Origin of the sequence: Bradyrhizobium sp. 159 (assembly GCF_023073795.1) — a bacterium.
GTDB lineage: Bacteria > Pseudomonadota > Alphaproteobacteria > Rhizobiales > Xanthobacteraceae > Bradyrhizobium.
Genome location: NZ_JADPKE010000041.1, coordinates 233,554 through 249,482 on the forward strand (window position 1 = coordinate 233,554; position 15,929 = coordinate 249,482).

Genomic DNA, 15,929 nt, shown 5'->3' on the forward strand with positions numbered 1-15,929 from the left:
TAGGCCAGTTTTGCGGGAGGTGGAAGGTGAGCGGGGTTACGGATGCGTGAGTTTACTCCCCCGCACGCGGCGCCGCATGCGGGGAGAGGTGAAGAAATCACCGCGCCCCGAACGTGGTCCTGCCGAACAGCGCCTTTTGCGTCGAGGGCTGCGAGCGCCAATATTGCGGCGGGGCTTCGACTTCGCCGCCGAGCTCGGCGGCCGCGTGCCAGGCCCAGCGCGGGTCGTAAAGCATGCCGCGGGCGAGCGCGATCATGTCGGCCTTGCCGGATGCAACGATCTCCTCGGCTTGCCTGGCTTCGCTGATCAGGCCGACGGCGATGGTCGGCAATTCGGTCTCGCGCTTGATCGCCTCTGCGAACTGCACCTGATAGCCGGGGCCGAGCGGAATCTTCTGCTGCGGCGAGACGCCGCCGGAGGAGGCATCGATCCAGTCGACGCCGCGCGCCTTCAGCGCTTTCGCAAATGCGATGGTCTGCGCCAGGTCCCAGCCGCCCTCGACCCAGTCGGTCGACGACACCCGCATGCCGACCGGCTTGTCAGCAGGGAATGCGGCGCGCACCGCATCGAACACCTCCAGCGGAAAGCGCATGCGGTTTTCGAGGCTGCCGCCATATTCGTCGGTGCGCCGGTTCGAGATCGGCGACAGGAACTGATGCAGGAGATAGCCGTGCGCGCCGTGCACCTCGATCGCGTCGATGCCGAGGCGGGCGGCGCGCTTTGCTGAGTCGGCGAAGGCGTTGCGGATGCGTTTGAGGCCCGCGGCGTCGAGCGCCAGCGGCGCGGCCTCGCCCTCCTTGTGCGGCACGGCCGACGGCGCAACCGTCTGCCAGCCGCCGTGTTCAACCGGAATCAGCTGGCCGCCCTCCCAGGGCCGCGCGCTGGAGGCTTTGCGGCCGGCATGGGCGAGCTGCATCGCGATGGCCGTCGAGGAATATTTGCGCACCGAATTGAGGATCGGCTTCAAGGCCGCTTCGCAGGCATCGCTGTAGAGCCCGAGACAGCCCGGCGTGATGCGGCCGATCGCCTCGACATGCGTCGCCTCGATGCAGAACATCGCCGCGCCCGACAGGCTGAGATTGTTGATGTGGGTGAAGTGCCAGTCGGTGGCGACGCCGTCGTCGGCCGAATACTGGCACATCGGCGACACCACGACGCGATTCTTCAACGTCAGGCCGCGCAGCTTGATCGGGGAAAACAGAACGGACATGCGGGGAGGTTCCGAAGGATGGAGGGGCAATGGCAGGAGTGTAGTGAGCGACGTGCGGATTGCTAGGCGCGCGGGGGAATGGCCGATAGTGGCGCCACGCATTGCGCTGTTGGCTTGGCGCGAGCCCGCCTCCGCATCGGCAATGACGGGGAGAGACCGCCGGCTATTCCACAAGCGTAAACTGCAGCAGCAGGGTCCGCTGGAGCATCGAGAAATTGTCGTCGGAGATCAGGGTCAGCACGGTCTCGCCCCCGGCCGTGACGTGGGCGTCGATGCCTTCCATGTTGTCGATCTCGTGGCCGAGATCGGCGGCGAACAGCGTGAGGCCGTCGACCAGCGCACCCGGCGCGATTGCCTTGAGCGGGATCGCGCGGAGGCGGATATTGACGCCGGTGAACCAGGAGAATTTGCGCTCGAGGATGAGGAGATCGCCAGAGGGCAGCAGCACGGCGTCGCTGATGTCGAAGTTTTCGGAGCGCCGCACGCTGAACTGGCCCGGGGCCGGGCCGCCGATCAGGAAGGCTGTGAGGTTGCCGTCGGCATCGAGCCCGCGCTCGGAGAAGGCGATCAGCGTGCCGGCGAGCGGCTGGCTCTGGCCTTGCCCTTTCGGCACGATGACCATCGCCTCCAGCCCCTTGTTGGAGGGCAGCTTGCGCAACGCCGGCGGCACGGCAATCACCTCGCCGCGGGCGCGGGTGCCGCCCTTGGCGAAATCGTAGCGCAGAATCTGGTTGACGCGCTCGAGCCCGACATAGACGAGGTTGCCGTCGCGCGCGAGCGCCTCGGTGTCGTACCAGAGCCGCTTGTCCGTGATCGGCCGCCCGTCCGCACCGAGCAGCGGCGCGGCCTCGACGTCTGCGAGCCCAACCATCTCGCGGCCGGAATAGCGGATGGCACCGGTGAACCAGCCGCCCTGGTCGGAGATCGCGAGGAAGCGTTCACCTTTGTTGTCGAGGAAGCGGAGGCCGGACAGGCCGCCAAAACCGCGATAGGGCGAGGTCAGCACCAGGCCGCTGCGAAAATCCAGCGAGCCGAAGCGCGTGCGCGCGCGGTCGCGCGGCTCGAAATTGGGGATGGTGCGCGCATTGACCTCCACGCTGACGGGCGCGGCGACGGCGTGCTCGAGGTGGAGCGCGCGCGGCGGCGGCTCGATCGCAGGGTGCAATTGCGCCTGCGCTCGCGCCAATCGCGGCATCGTCAGAATGGAAAATCCCGCCGCCGCGTGGCCGAGAAAGCTGCGGCGGGACGAAGCTGCGCTCACGAATGCAGTTTGCGGCGCTGCCGGCTGGCCGGCTGGCTCGGCGCGGTGTTGGTCTCGCTGAAGAGTTCGGCGAGCTTCTCGGTGATGGCGCCGCCGAGCTCCTCGGCGTCCACGATCGTCACCGCGCGGCGGTAATAGCGCGTCACGTCATGGCCGATCCCGATCGCGATCAGCTCGACCGGCGAGCGGGTCTCGATCTCCTCGATGATGTGGCGCAGGTGCCGCTCGAGATAGTTGCCGGGATTGACCGACAGCGTGGAATCGTCGACCGGCGCGCCGTCCGAGATCATCATCAGAATCTTGCGCTGCTCGGCCCTCGCCAAGAGGCGCTTGTGCGCCCAGTCCAGCGCCTCGCCGTCGATGTTCTCCTTGAGGAGCCCCTCGCGCATCATCAGGCCGAGATTTTTCCGCGCACGACGCCAGGGGGCGTCGGCGGATTTGTAGATGATGTGGCGGAGATCGTTGAGGCGGCCGGGATTGGCCGGCTTGCCAGCGGCAAGCCAGGCCTCGCGCGATTGCCCGCCCTTCCAGGCGCGCGTGGTGAAGCCTAAAATCTCGACCTTGACGCCGCAACGCTCCAGCGTGCGGGCGAGGATGTCGGCGCAGGTGGCGGCGACCGTGATCGGACGTCCGCGCATCGAGCCGGAATTGTCCAGCAGCAGCGTCACCACGGTATCGCGGAACGTCGCCTCCTTCTCGTGCATGAAGGACAGCGGGTGATAGGGATCGGTCACGACGCGCGACAGCCGCGCGGGATCGAGGATGCCCTCTTCGAGATCGAACTCCCAGGCGCGGTTCTGCTGCGCCATCAAGCGGCGCTGCAGGCGGTTTGCGAGGCGGGCAACGATGCCTTGCAGGTGCGCGAGCTGCTTGTCGAGATAGGCGCGCAGCCGCTCCAGCTCGTCATGGTCGCAGAGGTCTTCGGCGGCGATGACCTCGTCGAATTTCGGCGCAAACGCATGGTATTCCGGCCCGCGCGGCTCGTTGGCCCCGCGCGAATTCGGCCGCGTCGCCTCGCCCGGCGTCTCGTCGTCGCCGAGTTCGCCGTCGTCGAAGGTGTCCGAAGTCGAGGCCTGCGCGCTTTCCATCGCGCTCTCGCTCATCTCCTCCGACGTCGCCTCGGCCTGGTCGGCGCTCATCTCCTGCGCGGCGTCGGAATCGGGCGAGCCTTCGGCGCCGGACTGGTCGTTGTCGCCGTCCTGGTTCTCGTCGTTCTCGTCATTGTCCTCGGTGTCGGCGTTACGCTCGTCGCCGAGCTCGAGCGCCGACAAAAGATCGTGCACGGCATCGCCGAACCGGGTCTGGTCCTCGAGCACGCCGTCGAGCCGGTCGAGCCGCTTGCCGATCTTGTCTTCGAGAATGGGACGCCAGAGGTCGACCATCTTCCTGGCGGCCGCCGGCGGCGCCATGCCGGTCAGGCGCTCGCGCACCAGCATCGCCAGCGCGTCGGCCAGCGGCGCATCGGCGCGGTCGGTGATCTCGTCGAACTTGCCGCGATGGAAGTGATCGTCGAGCATCGCGGTGAGGTTTTTCGCAACGCCCGCCATGCGGCGCGCGCCGATCGCCTCGACCCGCGCCTGCTCCACCGCCTCGAACACGCCGCGCGCCTGCGGATTGCCGGGCATCAGCTTGCGATGCACTTTCGGATCGTGACAGGCGAGCTTGAGCGCGATGGAATCGGCGTGGCCGCGCACGACCGCGGCGTCCCGCTTGGTCATCTTGCGCGCAGGCTCGGGCAGCCGCGCCTTGCCGGGCGCAAGGCCCGGGCGCTCAGCGGCGAAGGAGACGTCGAGCTCGGGCGTCTTCGCGATCGCCTTGAGACAGGAGGCGACCGAGCGCTTGAACGGCTCGGTCGGGGCTTCCTTGCTGCTGCGGAATTTGGAGTTGGAGGTGGTCATCTCACCCTATCCGTCGTCCCGAAAGGCCGGGACGACATCTCAAACCTTTAGCTCAGCGCCACGTTCACCGCCGATTCCGGCAGCTCCGCGTTGAAGCAGCGCTGGTAGAACTCGGCGACCAGCGGGCGCTCGAGCTCGTCACATTTGTTGAGGAAGGTGACGCGGAAGGCAAAGCCGATGTCGCCGAAGATGTCGGAGTTTTCCGCCCAGGTGATCACCGTGCGCGGGCTCATCACCGTCGACAGATCGCCGTTGGCGAAGGCGTTGCGGGTGAGGTCGGCGAGGCGCACCATCTTGTTGACGATGTCGCGGCCCTCCTGGGAGCGATAGTGCTTGGCCTTGGCCAGCACGATCTCCACTTCCTCGTCGTGGCTGAGATAGTTCAGCGTGGTGACGATCGACCAGCGGTCCATCTGGCCCTGGTTGATCTGCTGGGTGCCGTGATAGAGACCGGAGGTATCGCCGAGGCCGACGGTGTTCGCCGTGGCGAACAGCCGGAACGCCGGATGCGGCTTGATCACCTTGTTCTGGTCGAGCAGGGTCAGGCGCCCCGAGACCTCCAGCACGCGCTGGATCACGAACATCACGTCCGGGCGGCCGGCGTCGTATTCGTCGAACACCAGCGCGACGTTGTTCTGCAGTGCCCAGGGCAAAATGCCGTCGCGGAATTCGGTGACCTGCTTGCCGTCGCGGACCACGATGGAGTCCTTGCCGACCAGGTCGATACGGCTGATGTGGCTATCGAGGTTGACGCGCACGCAGGGCCAGTTCAGCCGCGCGGCGACCTGCTCGATATGGGTGGATTTGCCAGTACCGTGATAGCCGGTCACCATGACGCGGCGGTTGCGGGCAAAGCCCGCGAGAATGGCAAGCGTGGTGGCGCGGTCGAAGCGGTAGTCGGAATCGACTTCGGGCACGTGAGGATCGACTTCGGAATAGGCCGGGACTTCGAGATCGCTGTCGATTCCGAACACCTGGCGCACCGACACCTTCATGTCGGGCAGACCGGAAACTTCCTCAACTTTGGACAGAGCGGCGGTCGTCATCAATCCTCCGAGGTCCCGGGCGGTCCCGAAACCGGTTATTTGCACGTTGGCTGCGGCTGGGTGCTGAAAATCAACCTATCAGAGACAACGAGCGGGCAGAAGCCCGCCCCCTAATCAAAGTTCCAGTGTCTTTTCATTTAGATAGGCAAGGAACGCAGTTTTTGGAGGGCTGCCTTGCGAATCACGCTCGAATTTCGGGCGGTTGACCCCTCTGCCTGCGCGGATGGCCCTGTTGCCGCATGCACTTACCCATGTAGGGTCTGACTTCCAGTGCTCCAGCCCACCATAGAGACGACGTGACATCCTTCCTCGATCCCCTCATCGCCTTCGTCTCGGCCCATGCGTGGCTGGCTTATCTGACCCTGTTTCTCGCGGCGCTGCTCGAAGCGGTGCCGGTGGTGGGGTCGGTAATCCCCGGCTCGACCATCATCCTGGCACTGAGCGCGCTGGTTCCGGGCGGCGAACTGAAGCTGCCATGGGTGTTGCTGGCGGCCGCACTCGGGGCAGTGCTCGGCGACGGATCGGCCTATTGGATCGGGCACCGGCGACAGCGCGAGATCCTCAACACCTGGCCGCTGACCAGCTACCCGCGCGTGGTCGAGCAGAGCGAGAATTTCTTCCATCGCTTCGGCACCTGGGCGGTGTTCTTCGCCCGTTTCGTGCCCCCGATCCGCGCCTTCGTGCCTGTTACCGCGGGTGCGCTCGGCATGGCGCCGGCGAAATTCTACGCGGTGAACATCCCGGCGATCCTGGCCTGGGCGCCCGCGCATGTGCTGCCCGGCGTGCTGGCGGTCTCAGCGCTCCACGAATATGCCGGGCTGCATCATCACGGCCATATCGGCAAGCACATCTGGATGCTGACGGTGGTAGGGGTGGCGATCGTGCTTGGCGTGGGAGTGTTGATCCATCGCCGGCGCAACGGCGGTAGCATCGCGGCGGCCAAGCCGCGGGCGTAGATCTTACCCTCCCCTGGAGGGGGAGGGTCGGCTCACATGGAGCGCAGCGAAATGTGAGACGGGGTGGGGTGAAGGTCTCTCTACGTCGAACACTGCCCGCGTGGAGAGATCACCCCACCCCGCTCGCGCTACGCGCGATCGACCCTCCCCCTCCAGGGGAGGGTGAAGGCGCGCTCCTGGTCAGGTCTTCGACTCCAAAACCCCCGCCCGCCGTCCCGGTGCCGGTCCGACATACCTGGCCCTTGGCCTGATCAGCTTGCCGAATTGCAATTGCTCGCTGGAATGGGCGATCCAGCCGACGCTGCGGGCCATGGCGAACAGAGCGAGCTCGCTGCCGGCAGGCAGGCGCAGGGCGTGCACGAGCACGGCGAGTGCATAGTCGATGTTGACGAACTCGCCGGTCGCTTCCGCGATCCGCTCCGGCACCTCGCGGGTGAACTTCCGCGGTGCGCCTGCGCGCGACAAGGCATTCAGCAGTGATTGCGCGCGAGGATCGCCGCGCTTGTAGACGCCATGGCCGAAGCCGGCAAAGCGCTCGCCGAGCGCGACGCGTTCGCGCACCATCGGCTCGACGTCGCGATCGATCAGCGTCTTCACGAGCTGCGAGGCCAGCACGCCGGCGCCGCCGTGCTTGGGCCCCTTGAGCGCGGCGAGGCCGGCGATCACCGAGTCGTAGAGATTGAGGCCGGTCGACGCGGCACAGCGCGCGGTGAAGGTCGAGGCGTTCAGTTCATGGTCGGCAAGCAGCACGAGCGCGCGGCGGATCAGATCGCTCGCGTGCTTGTTGTCCGCGGCCCATGCCTTCGCAACCTGCTGATGCAGCGGCTCGGCCGACGGCTCGGCATTGAGCATGGTCGCGACCAGCAGGCGGACGATGCGCGCGCCGACCATGGCACGGCCATCGGGCGCGCGGGTGAAAGCGCGGGGATCGGCGCTCGCAGCCAGCGCGAGCACCGCAATGGCGCGGTCGATCGGCGCGGCCCGACGCGCGGCTTGCCCGATCATGCGCATCTCCTCGGAGAGAAGCGGCTGATTGTCCTGATCGAACGGATCGACGCCAGAGACGTCCCACAGCAGCGTCGCCGTATGCTCGAGCGCATCGTTCTCGGCGAGATCGACGCAATTCACCCCGCGGTAGATCGCGCCCTCCTCGGTGATGGTCGAGATCTCCGTGTCCATCACCGGCAAATCGGCGTCGAAGCTGCGCAGGCCCCTGGGCTCCGGCGACGGCACCCGGCGCTCCTTGAGCGCGCGGACGTCCTCGGCCCGGTAGCGGTTTTTTCGCGAATCCTGCGTCGGCTCGGAGCGGATCAGACCGCGGCTGACATAGGCATAGAGCGTGGCCGGCGAGATCGCGAGCTCGGCGGCGGCTTCCCGGGCGGAGAGGTAGAGCTCGTTGGAATTTTTCATATTGATTTATGTAATCAAGATTGATCAATCTGTCGACAGGCCTGACCCTTCCCCCTGCGTCAAACAGGAGATTGGGCCATGAACATCCACCTCACCAAAAGCCAGATCGGACTGGACGGCGTTCCCGCCGCTGAGACCGTGCTGAGCCATGTCGACGGCGAGCGCGGCGAGCTGATCATCGCCGGCGAGCATGTCGGCAGCCTCGCCGCCAGATCGAGTTTTGAGGGCGTCACCGCCCGGCTCTGGAACGGCGCCAACAAGACCAGCTTAAGCGAGGCCAATGTGCGGGCGAGCCTGGGCACCGCGCGGGAGCGCGCCTTCGCTCGATTGCCGGACCTGTTGCCGGCAACCCGCGGCATGGGCATCGTCGACGGGTTTCGTGCGGCCGTCGCGGGCCTTCGCGCCGAATACGGCCTGGAGCATGAAGCAACTATCGTCGGCGCGTTTCCGGTGATTGCGGGCGCGCTGGTCCGCCGTGCCGGGGGGCTCGAGCCGGTCGCGCCCGATCGCAGCATGAGCCACGCCGCCGACACGCTGCGCATGCTGCACGGGCAGGCGCCTGCAACGCGCGAGGTCACCGCGCTCGATGCGTATCTCGTCACCGTCTGCGACCACGGCATGAATGCCTCGACCTTCACGACCCGCGTGGTGGCCTCGACGCAAGCCGATCTGTTCGCCGCCGTGACCGCGGGCTATTGCGCGCTCACCGGTCCCTTGCATGGCGGCGCGCCGGAGCCCGTGCTGGAAATGCTCGACGCGATCGGCTCGCGCGAACGCATCCAGAGCTGGGTCGACGCGGCGCTGGCACGCGGCGAGCGGATGATGGGCTTTGGTCACCGCGTCTATCGCGTCCGCGACCCGCGTGCCGACGTGCTGAAGACCGCGATCGAGGCCCTGGCTTCCAATGGCGCCGACCTGCCCTTTGCCGGCGAGGTCGAGGCCTATATCCGCAGCGCGCTGCGCAAGAAGAATCCGGACCGGCCGCTGGAGACCAATGTCGAGTTCTTCACCGCCATCCTGCTCGATGCACTCGCAATTCCGAGGCAGGCCTTCACGCCGATCTTCGCACTGGCGCGCGCGGCAGGATGGACCGCGCATGCGCGCGAGCAGCAGCGCACGGGACGGCTGATCCGGCCGAGCTCGTCCTATGTGGGGGCCATGCCGAAGGCTTCAGGCGACTAAAGACTAAGGGAAAGGCGACAGCGGAGCTCCCACTCCGCTGTCGTGCGGGCGAAGTCCTGATCTGTGCAGGTTGAGGAGATCTGCACGTCCCGGGCGAGCACCGTGGAACGTATACGCGGCCGGCGAATTAGCTGATCTGGCCCGTAGAGGAACGCGATGCTGGACTTGCTTGGACATTCGGACGAGGCCAGGATCGGCGAGATCGCGAGGCAAGCAGCGAACAGGAGCGCTGCCGGTGGGGATTCCGAGAGGCGATTCCGGGACTTGCTCCAGGCGCTGCCCGCCGCGATCTACACCACCGACGCAGAGGGCCGCATCACCTTCTTCAATCAAGCCTGCATCGAGTTCGCCGGACGCACGCCAAACATCGGCGAGATGTGGTGCGTGACATGGAAGCTCTATCTGCCCGACGGCACGCCGCTCCCCCACGATGAGTGCCCAATGGCCGTCGCGCTCAAGCAGAACCGGCCGGTGCGCGACGTCGAGGCTGTGGCCGAACGGCCGGACGGCTCAAGGATTTGCTTCATGCCGTATCCGACGCCGCTGCGCGACGAAGGCGGCCGACTGGTCGGCGCGGTGAACATGCTGGTCGACATCACGGCTCGCAAGCAGGCCGAGCAGCGGATGATGCTCCTGGCTTACGAGGTCGATCATCGTTCGAACAATCTGCTCGCGGTGACCCAGGCGATGCTGCGGCTGACCAAGGCCGAGACCGCTGCAGAATTCCAGGCCGCGTTTCAAGGCCGTCTCAGCGCGCTTGCCAATGTGCAGAGGCTGTTCTCGGAATCGCGCTGGACCGGTGCGAGTCTGAAGACCATCGTCGAAGAGGAACTCCGGCCGTACGCAGGCGCAGACGGCGAACGTATCAGCATCGCTGGAGACGACCTCCGGCTGCCGGCGACGCTCGCCCAATCGATCGCGGTCGCCGTGCACGAGCTTGCGACCAACGCCGCTAAATACGGGGCGCTGTCGACGCCTTCAGGCAGGCTGGAGATCCGCTGGGAGACCAATGGTGCAGACCCTCTCGTGCTGCACTGGTCAGAGCGCGACGGTCCCCCGGTCAACGAACCGCCGACGCGCAAGGGCTTTGGCATCGGCGCGGTCGATGGCATCATCCGGACCTTGCGCGGAAGGATCACCCGGCAGTGGAAGCCGGAAGGGCTGGTGTGCCAGATGGCGTTCCCGGACGTCACTAAGTAAGCGCGACCAGATCCGGATGCATCGTCATCGCGCTTTGTCATCGCGCTTTGGACTGTCGCCAAAGCAAATCCTCTGAAGGCCGATGCACGCTTCCCGAATGCGCTAGGCCTCGCGGACCACCGTCTTCAGGTAATTATACGCCTTGATGATCTCGATCAAACGGTCTTCCGTGGAGCGGTCGCCGCCGTTGGCGTCGGGATGATGCTGCTTCACCAGCGCCTTGTACTTGCTCTTGACGTCGGCGAGGGTGGACTCGGGTCCGAGGCCCATGACCTGGAGCGCCTTGCGCTCGGCGTTCATGATCTTGCGCGTCTCGGCCTTGGGCGGGGCTTGCGGGCCGCCGCGCCAGTTGGCGCGGCCGTTGAGCTCCTGGAACATACTGAACGGATCGAAGGCGCTGTCGATCTCCGCCTCCGCGCCTTTCTTGACGCCGCCATTGGCGCCCATCTTCCAGGTCGGGCGGTGACCGGTCAGCGCATCCTTCTGGTAGCGCGCGACCGCGTCGGCATTCATGCCGGAGAAGAAATTGTAATTCTGGTTGTACTCGCGCACGTGGTTCAGGCAGAAGTGCCAGTACTCACGCTGATTGTCGCGACCCTTGGGCGCACGATGTGCGCCCTTGTTCTGACACCCGGTCCATTCGCAATTGACCACGGTGTCGCGCGGCTTCACTTCCGGCTGCTTGCCCCGCGGCTTGACCCGGATGGAGTCGAAGAACTTTGATGAATCGATCGGCATGGCTGACTTTGACTACGCAATGCAAAAACCTTCAAGTCTTGACATTGCAATTAGCTTGAAACCCGTAGCCGAAGTTTCACTTCGGCGTTTTTCAGAACGGCCGCCAGAGGCGGCCTATGGTGTTGACGGAGCGCGATCGCGTCCCTTAATGGCTCACATGGCTATCAGAGACGTTATCAGCAACAAGTTGCAGGAAGCTTTCACGCCGGAAAGCCTGCAAGTCGTCGACGAGTCACATTTGCATGAGGGCCACGCCGGCCATCGACCGAGCGGCGAGTCGCACTTCCGTGTGTATATCGTATCTGCCGCCTTCAAAGGGAAGAGCCGGGTCGATCGCCACCGCATGATAAATTCGGCGTTGGCCGCGGAACTCGCCGGCGGCGTGCACGCGCTCGCGATCCACGCGCAGGCGCCGGGGGAAGGGTGATTTGCTTACCCTCCCCGGGAGGGGAGGGTAAGCGAGATCAAAACGACGTCCCGGCCCTTCGCGGCTTGGCTTCCTCCAGCTCGGCCTCCCGCGGCACCGGTGAAATACGGAGCGCGGTGATGCGGTTGCGTTCGCGGCGGAGGACGCGGAAGCGGAAGCCGTGGAAGGTGAAGCTCTGGCCGCGGTCGGGGATCGAACGCGCCTCGTGGATGACGAGGCCCGCGACCGTGGTTGCCTCTTCGTCGGGGAGGTGCCAGTCAAGGGCGCGGTTGAGATCGCGGATCGGCACCGAGCCGTCGACCACGACAGAGCCGTCGGGCTGGCGGCGCACGCCGGCGACCACGACGTCATGCTCGTCGGCGATGTCGCCGACGATCTCCTCCAGAATGTCTTCCAGCGTCACGAGCCCTTCGACTTCGCCGTATTCGTCGACGACCAGCGCGAAATGGGTCTTGCGGCGGCGGAACGCCTTGAGCTGCTGGGATATCGGCCGCATTTCCGGCACGAACCAGGGCGGCAGCATGATGGTGGTGACATCGATGCGCGAGGTATCGCCCTCCGACGCGCGGATTGCGCGCAACAGATCCTTGGCGTGCAGAATGCCGATGATGTTCTCCGACTTGTCGCGCCACAGCGGAATGCGGGTGTATTCGGTGGCCAGCACCTCCCGCACCAGCTCCTCCGGCGGGAGATCGGCATTGATCATCACCATCGCGGTGCGGTGAACCATCACGTCGGACACGGTCAGCTCGCCGAGGCGGAAGACATTATGAATGTACTCGGCCTCGCCGCTCTCGATCTTGCCGTGTACGGCCGATTCCTCAACCAGGCCCTCGATCTCGGAATCCGTCAGGATCTCGTGCTGCGAAAACTCCTGAACGCCGATCAGACGCAAGATCGCACCCGAAGCCGTGTTGAGACACCAGCTCAGCGGGTAGAACACCAGGTAGGAGACATGAAGCGGATACGCAATCCACTGCGACACCGGCACCGGCTCCCTGATCGCAAGCGTCTTCGGCACCTGTTCGCCGATGATGATGTGCAGCGAGGAGAAAACCAGAAAACCCGCCACGAACGAGGTGAAGTGCAGCGTCGCCTCCGACAAGCCGAGCGGATGGAGGATCGGGCTCAGCAGCGCAGAAACGGTCGGCTCACCAATCCAGCCAAGACCAAGGGAGGCCATGGTAATGCCGAGCTGGCAGCAGGCGAGATAGGATTCGATATTCCCCATCATCGTCTGCAACAGGCGTGCGCCGAAGCGGTTCTGCTCGACCATTGCCTTGACGCGAAACCCACGGCTCTTCACGAGGGCAAATTCGGCCGCCACGTAAAATGCGTTGGCAGCGAGCAGGAGGACAGCAAGCAGCAGATTGATGGAAATCGAACTCATGTTTGCCTCGCGATCGCCTCGGCGTTCCGCGCCGTTTCGCGGGCGGCAGATCCAATCGATCCCGCCATCACTGCGCTAATTTCGACTGCAGGAAATCGCGCACCAGCGTCGGCTCGACGTCCTTCGCAATCACGGCGCGGCCGACCGCCTCCAGCAGAATGAAGGTGAGCTTGCCGCGCTTGACTTTCTTGTCCTGCGCCATCAGCGCCATCAGCGCGTCGGCATCGGCAAGGCCCTCCTGCGCAAAACCCGCGATGTCCTGCAAGCGCGTTGGCAGGCCGGCTTCGGCCAGATGCCGCTCGACGCGCGCCGCGTCCAGCTCGCCGATCATGCCGAGCCGGACCGAGAACTGCGCCGCCAGCGTCATGCCGATCGCGACGCCCTCGCCGTGGAACAGGCGGTCCGAGAAGCCGGTCGCCGCTTCCAGCGCATGCCCGAAGGTATGGCCGAGATTGAGCAGCGCGCGTTCGCCGGTCTCGCGCTCGTCGCGCGCGACGATTGCGGCCTTGGCGCGGCACGACGTCGCGATCGCATGCTCGCGCGCCGAGCCGCCCCTGAAGATATCGGCATGGTTCTTCTCCAGCCAGGTAAAGAAGGCCTCGTCGCCGAGCACGCCATATTTGGCGACCTCGGCATAGCCGGCGCGGAATTGCCGCGGCGACAGCGTGTCGAGCACGGCGGTGTCGGCGATGACAAGGATCGGCTGGTGGAAGGCGCCGAGCAGATTCTTGCCCTGCGGCGAGTTGATGCCGGTCTTGCCGCCGACGCTGGAATCGACCTGCGCCAAGAGCGAGGTCGGCACCTGCACGAAATCGACGCCGCGGCGCAGGATCGCCGCGGCAAAGCCGGCGAGATCGCCCACCACGCCGCCGCCGAGCGCGATGACGAGATCGTTGCGCTCGATTTTTGCGGCGATCAGGGCCTCGCTGACCTTTTGCAGGCCCGCATAGGTTTTGGAGATCTCGCCTTCCTCGACCACGATGCGCGAGGTCGGAATGCCGGCTGCGGCAAGCGACGCCTCGGCGGGCTCGAGCCAGTGCTTTGCGACGGTGCGGTCGGTCACAACGGCGGTACGCACGCCGGGGCGCAAGCGCGCGACGCGCTCGCCGAGCGAGGCCAGCACGCCGCGGCCGATGACGATGTCGTAGGCGCGGTCGCCGAGCGCGACATCGACATTGACAGGATCGGAATGCTTCAAAGGCGCAGTCATCGTACGGCACTCGCAAGGTCGGCAGGTGGCACGCCGCAGAGATGGGCGTGCAGGGTCTCGATGCATTCCTCGACGATCTTATCGTGCGGCACATCGCGCGAGGCGATGGTGAGGTCGGCATGGCGATAGACCGGTTCGCGTTCGGTGAGCAGGCGCGTCACGGTTCCTTCGGGATCGGCGGTCTGGAGCAGCGGGCGATCGGCACGGCGCCGCACGCGGCGCATGATGACGTCGTGGTCGGCCTTGAGCCAGATCGAGACCGCTTTCGCGGCGATGCGCGCGCGCGTCTCTTCGCGCATGAACGCGCCGCCGCCGGTCGCGAGCACGATCGGTCCGCCGTCCAGCAGCCGCGCGATCACGCGGGCCTCGCCGTCGCGGAAATGCGGCTCGCCGTGGCGCTCGAAGATTTCCGGTATGGTCATGCCGGCCGCCGCCTCGATCTCGGTGTCGGCATCGACGAAGGGCAACTTGAGCCGGGCCGCCATGCGGCGGCCGATGGTGGATTTGCCCACCCCCATCATGCCGACGAGCACGATCGAGCGCGCCCCGAGCGCCGACAGGATGTCGGCCTCAGGCGAACCGGGTATCGGCAGCGCGGCGTCGGACATGGATCTCGCTCGATCTGCCGCCAAAGGCGGCATGCTTTCGCCACCTATACGACCCCGCAGGGGGCCTCGCCAGAGGACTCTTGCCACGAAACGGCGAACATGTTGGATGATTTCATTGGTTAATTTGCCCGCCAAGACCGCTATCGAGACCCTTTGCCGATGCCCAGCCTGTTCCGCTTCCTGACGGTCCTCGCCGTGATCGCCGGCATCGTCTATGGCGCGGTCTTCGCGCTGGCAAACTTCGTCAGTCCGAAGCCGCGGGAAATGACGGTGACGATCCCGCCTGACAAGTTTCTCAAGAAATAGCAGCTAGGCTTTGGGCATGCGCACCAAGCCCTCCGACACCCAGCTCACCGGCCTGTTCCTCGACATGCTCGCGGCGGAACAGGGCGCCGGGCCCAACACGCTCGACGCCTACCGCCGCGACCTCACCGATCTCTCGGAATTTCTGGACCGCGTCGGCCACACTTTTGTAGATGCGGAGACGCAAACGCTGCGCGACTATCTCGCCGATCTTGATGCCCGCGGCTTCAAATCCACCAGCGTCGCGCGGCGGCTGTCGGCGATGCGGCATCTGTTCCGCTTTCTCCTCAACGAGCGCATCCGTACCGAGGATCCCGCAGCGATCCTGTCGGGGCCGAAGCGCGGCCGCGGCCTGCCGAAAGTGCTGTCGATTGCGGATGTCGACCGCATGCTCCGCCGCGCCAAGGAATTGAGCGAGGCGGCGGATGCCTCGCCCTCGAAACGGCTGCGCAGCTTGCGGCTCTATTGCCTGCTCGAGGTGCTCTACGCCACGGGCCTGCGCGTCTCCGAGCTGGTGGCACTGCCGCGCTCGGCGGCCAAGCGCGATGCGCGCATGATCGTGGTGCGCGGCAAGGGTAACAAGGAGCGCCTGGTGCCCCTCAACGAGGCCTCGCGGCAGGCGATGGCAGATTATCTCGCGGCGACGGAAGCTGCAAAGGGCGACAAGAAGAACAGCGTGGCTGCTTCGAAATGGCTGTTTCCCTCATTCGGCGAGAGCGGACATCTGACCCGCCAGCATTTCGCGCGCGACTTGAAGGAACTCGCGGTCGCCTCCGGGCTTCAGGCCCGTCTGGTCTCCCCGCACGTGCTACGCCACGCCTTCGCCAGTCACCTCCTCCACAACGGGGCCGATTTGCGCATCGTGCAGACCCTGCTCGGCCACACCGACATCTCGACGACCCAGATCTACACCCATGTGGTCGAGGAGCGGCTGAAGAGCCTGGTGCGCGACCTGCATCCGCTGGCGGAGAAGTAATCTCGCGTGCCCCGGGGCGCGGCGCAGCGTGAAACGGTGCGCCGCTGAGCCGGGCCCACGCCTCTTGCCGGGTCCCGGCTCAGCGCAGCGGCGCTACGGCGCGCTGCAGCGCGT

15 protein-coding genes are annotated in these 15,929 nt (G+C 65.8%); 6 read left to right on the forward strand and 9 right to left on the reverse strand.

Annotated features, from left to right (window positions below; translation table 11 throughout):
* Positions 1-97: 97 nt before the first annotated feature.
* From IVA96_RS10210 to cobS, 4 genes are all read right to left on the reverse strand, one after another.
* Positions 98-1,210, reverse strand: a complete 1,113-nt coding sequence (locus IVA96_RS10210) for an NADH:flavin oxidoreductase/NADH oxidase (RefSeq protein WP_247416990.1) — start codon at positions 1,208-1,210, stop codon at positions 98-100.
* Between the two features lie 163 nt (positions 1,211-1,373).
* On the reverse strand, positions 1,374-2,471 hold the full coding sequence (locus tag IVA96_RS10215; protein WP_247416992.1) for an esterase-like activity of phytase family protein: 1,098 nt from the start codon (positions 2,469-2,471) through the stop codon (positions 1,374-1,376).
* Positions 2,468-4,369: a cobaltochelatase subunit CobT gene (gene cobT / locus IVA96_RS10220; RefSeq protein WP_247276301.1), complete on the reverse strand. Its 1,902-nt coding sequence runs from the start codon at positions 4,367-4,369 to the stop codon at positions 2,468-2,470. Before cobT ends, IVA96_RS10215 begins: the two co-directional genes overlap by 4 nt.
* 47 nt (positions 4,370-4,416) lie before the next feature.
* Positions 4,417-5,415: a cobaltochelatase subunit CobS gene (cobS, locus tag IVA96_RS10225; RefSeq protein ID WP_247276300.1), complete on the reverse strand. Its 999-nt coding sequence runs from the start codon at positions 5,413-5,415 to the stop codon at positions 4,417-4,419.
* A gap of 296 nt (positions 5,416-5,711) precedes the next feature.
* Between cobS and IVA96_RS10230 the strand changes: the two genes are divergently transcribed.
* Positions 5,712-6,371, forward strand: a complete 660-nt coding sequence (locus IVA96_RS10230; RefSeq protein WP_247276299.1) for a DedA family protein — start codon at positions 5,712-5,714, stop codon at positions 6,369-6,371.
* Positions 6,372-6,551: 180 nt separating this feature from the next.
* Here IVA96_RS10230 and IVA96_RS10235 read toward each other — a convergent pair whose 3' ends face one another.
* Positions 6,552-7,781, reverse strand: coding sequence for a citrate synthase family protein (locus IVA96_RS10235; protein ID WP_247276298.1), 1,230 nt, complete (start codon positions 7,779-7,781; stop codon positions 6,552-6,554).
* Positions 7,782-7,859: 78 nt separating this feature from the next.
* On the opposite strand from IVA96_RS10235, the gene IVA96_RS10240 reads away from it, so the two are divergent.
* Positions 7,860-8,963: a citrate synthase/methylcitrate synthase gene (locus tag IVA96_RS10240; RefSeq protein WP_247276297.1), complete on the forward strand. Its 1,104-nt coding sequence runs from the start codon at positions 7,860-7,862 to the stop codon at positions 8,961-8,963.
* 156 nt (positions 8,964-9,119) lie between these two features.
* Entirely contained in the window at positions 9,120-10,163 is a 1,044-nt protein-coding gene (locus IVA96_RS10245) for a sensor histidine kinase (RefSeq protein ID WP_247276296.1), read from the forward strand.
* Positions 10,164-10,265: 102 nt separating this feature from the next.
* Here the strand turns inward: IVA96_RS10245 and IVA96_RS10250 are convergent, their stop codons facing one another.
* Positions 10,266-10,901 carry a DnaJ domain-containing protein gene (locus IVA96_RS10250; protein ID WP_247276295.1) on the reverse strand — a complete coding sequence of 212 codons (636 nt, stop codon included), beginning with the start codon at positions 10,899-10,901 and terminating at the stop codon, positions 10,266-10,268.
* Positions 10,902-11,058: 157 nt separating this feature from the next.
* On the opposite strand from IVA96_RS10250, the gene IVA96_RS10255 reads away from it, so the two are divergent.
* A complete protein-coding gene (locus IVA96_RS10255; RefSeq protein WP_247276440.1) occupies positions 11,059-11,328 on the forward strand; it encodes a BolA family protein in 270 nt (89 codons plus the stop codon).
* A gap of 37 nt (positions 11,329-11,365) precedes the next feature.
* On the opposite strand, the gene IVA96_RS10260 is transcribed toward IVA96_RS10255, so the two are convergent.
* From IVA96_RS10260 to IVA96_RS10270, 3 genes are all read right to left on the reverse strand, one after another.
* Positions 11,366-12,718 carry a hemolysin family protein gene (locus IVA96_RS10260; RefSeq protein WP_247416996.1) on the reverse strand — a complete coding sequence of 451 codons (1,353 nt, stop codon included), beginning with the start codon at positions 12,716-12,718 and terminating at the stop codon, positions 11,366-11,368.
* Between the two features lie 67 nt (positions 12,719-12,785).
* The gene (aroB, locus tag IVA96_RS10265) at positions 12,786-13,928 is read right to left on the reverse strand and encodes a 3-dehydroquinate synthase (RefSeq protein WP_247276293.1); all 1,143 of its coding nucleotides are present in this window, start codon (positions 13,926-13,928) and stop codon (positions 12,786-12,788) included.
* Entirely contained in the window at positions 13,925-14,536 is a 612-nt protein-coding gene (locus tag IVA96_RS10270) for a shikimate kinase (protein ID WP_247276292.1), read from the reverse strand. Before IVA96_RS10270 ends, aroB begins: the two co-directional genes overlap by 4 nt.
* 159 nt (positions 14,537-14,695) lie before the next feature.
* Here IVA96_RS10270 and IVA96_RS10275 point away from each other — a divergent pair, with 159 nt between their 5' ends.
* Together IVA96_RS10275 and xerD are read left to right on the forward strand one after the other, a co-directional pair.
* On the forward strand, positions 14,696-14,842 hold the full coding sequence (locus IVA96_RS10275; protein WP_247276291.1) for a histidine kinase: 147 nt from the start codon (positions 14,696-14,698) through the stop codon (positions 14,840-14,842).
* A gap of 16 nt (positions 14,843-14,858) precedes the next feature.
* The gene (gene xerD, locus IVA96_RS10280) at positions 14,859-15,815 is read left to right on the forward strand and encodes a site-specific tyrosine recombinase XerD (RefSeq protein WP_247276290.1); all 957 of its coding nucleotides are present in this window, start codon (positions 14,859-14,861) and stop codon (positions 15,813-15,815) included.
* The last annotated feature ends 114 nt before the right edge of the window (positions 15,816-15,929 follow it).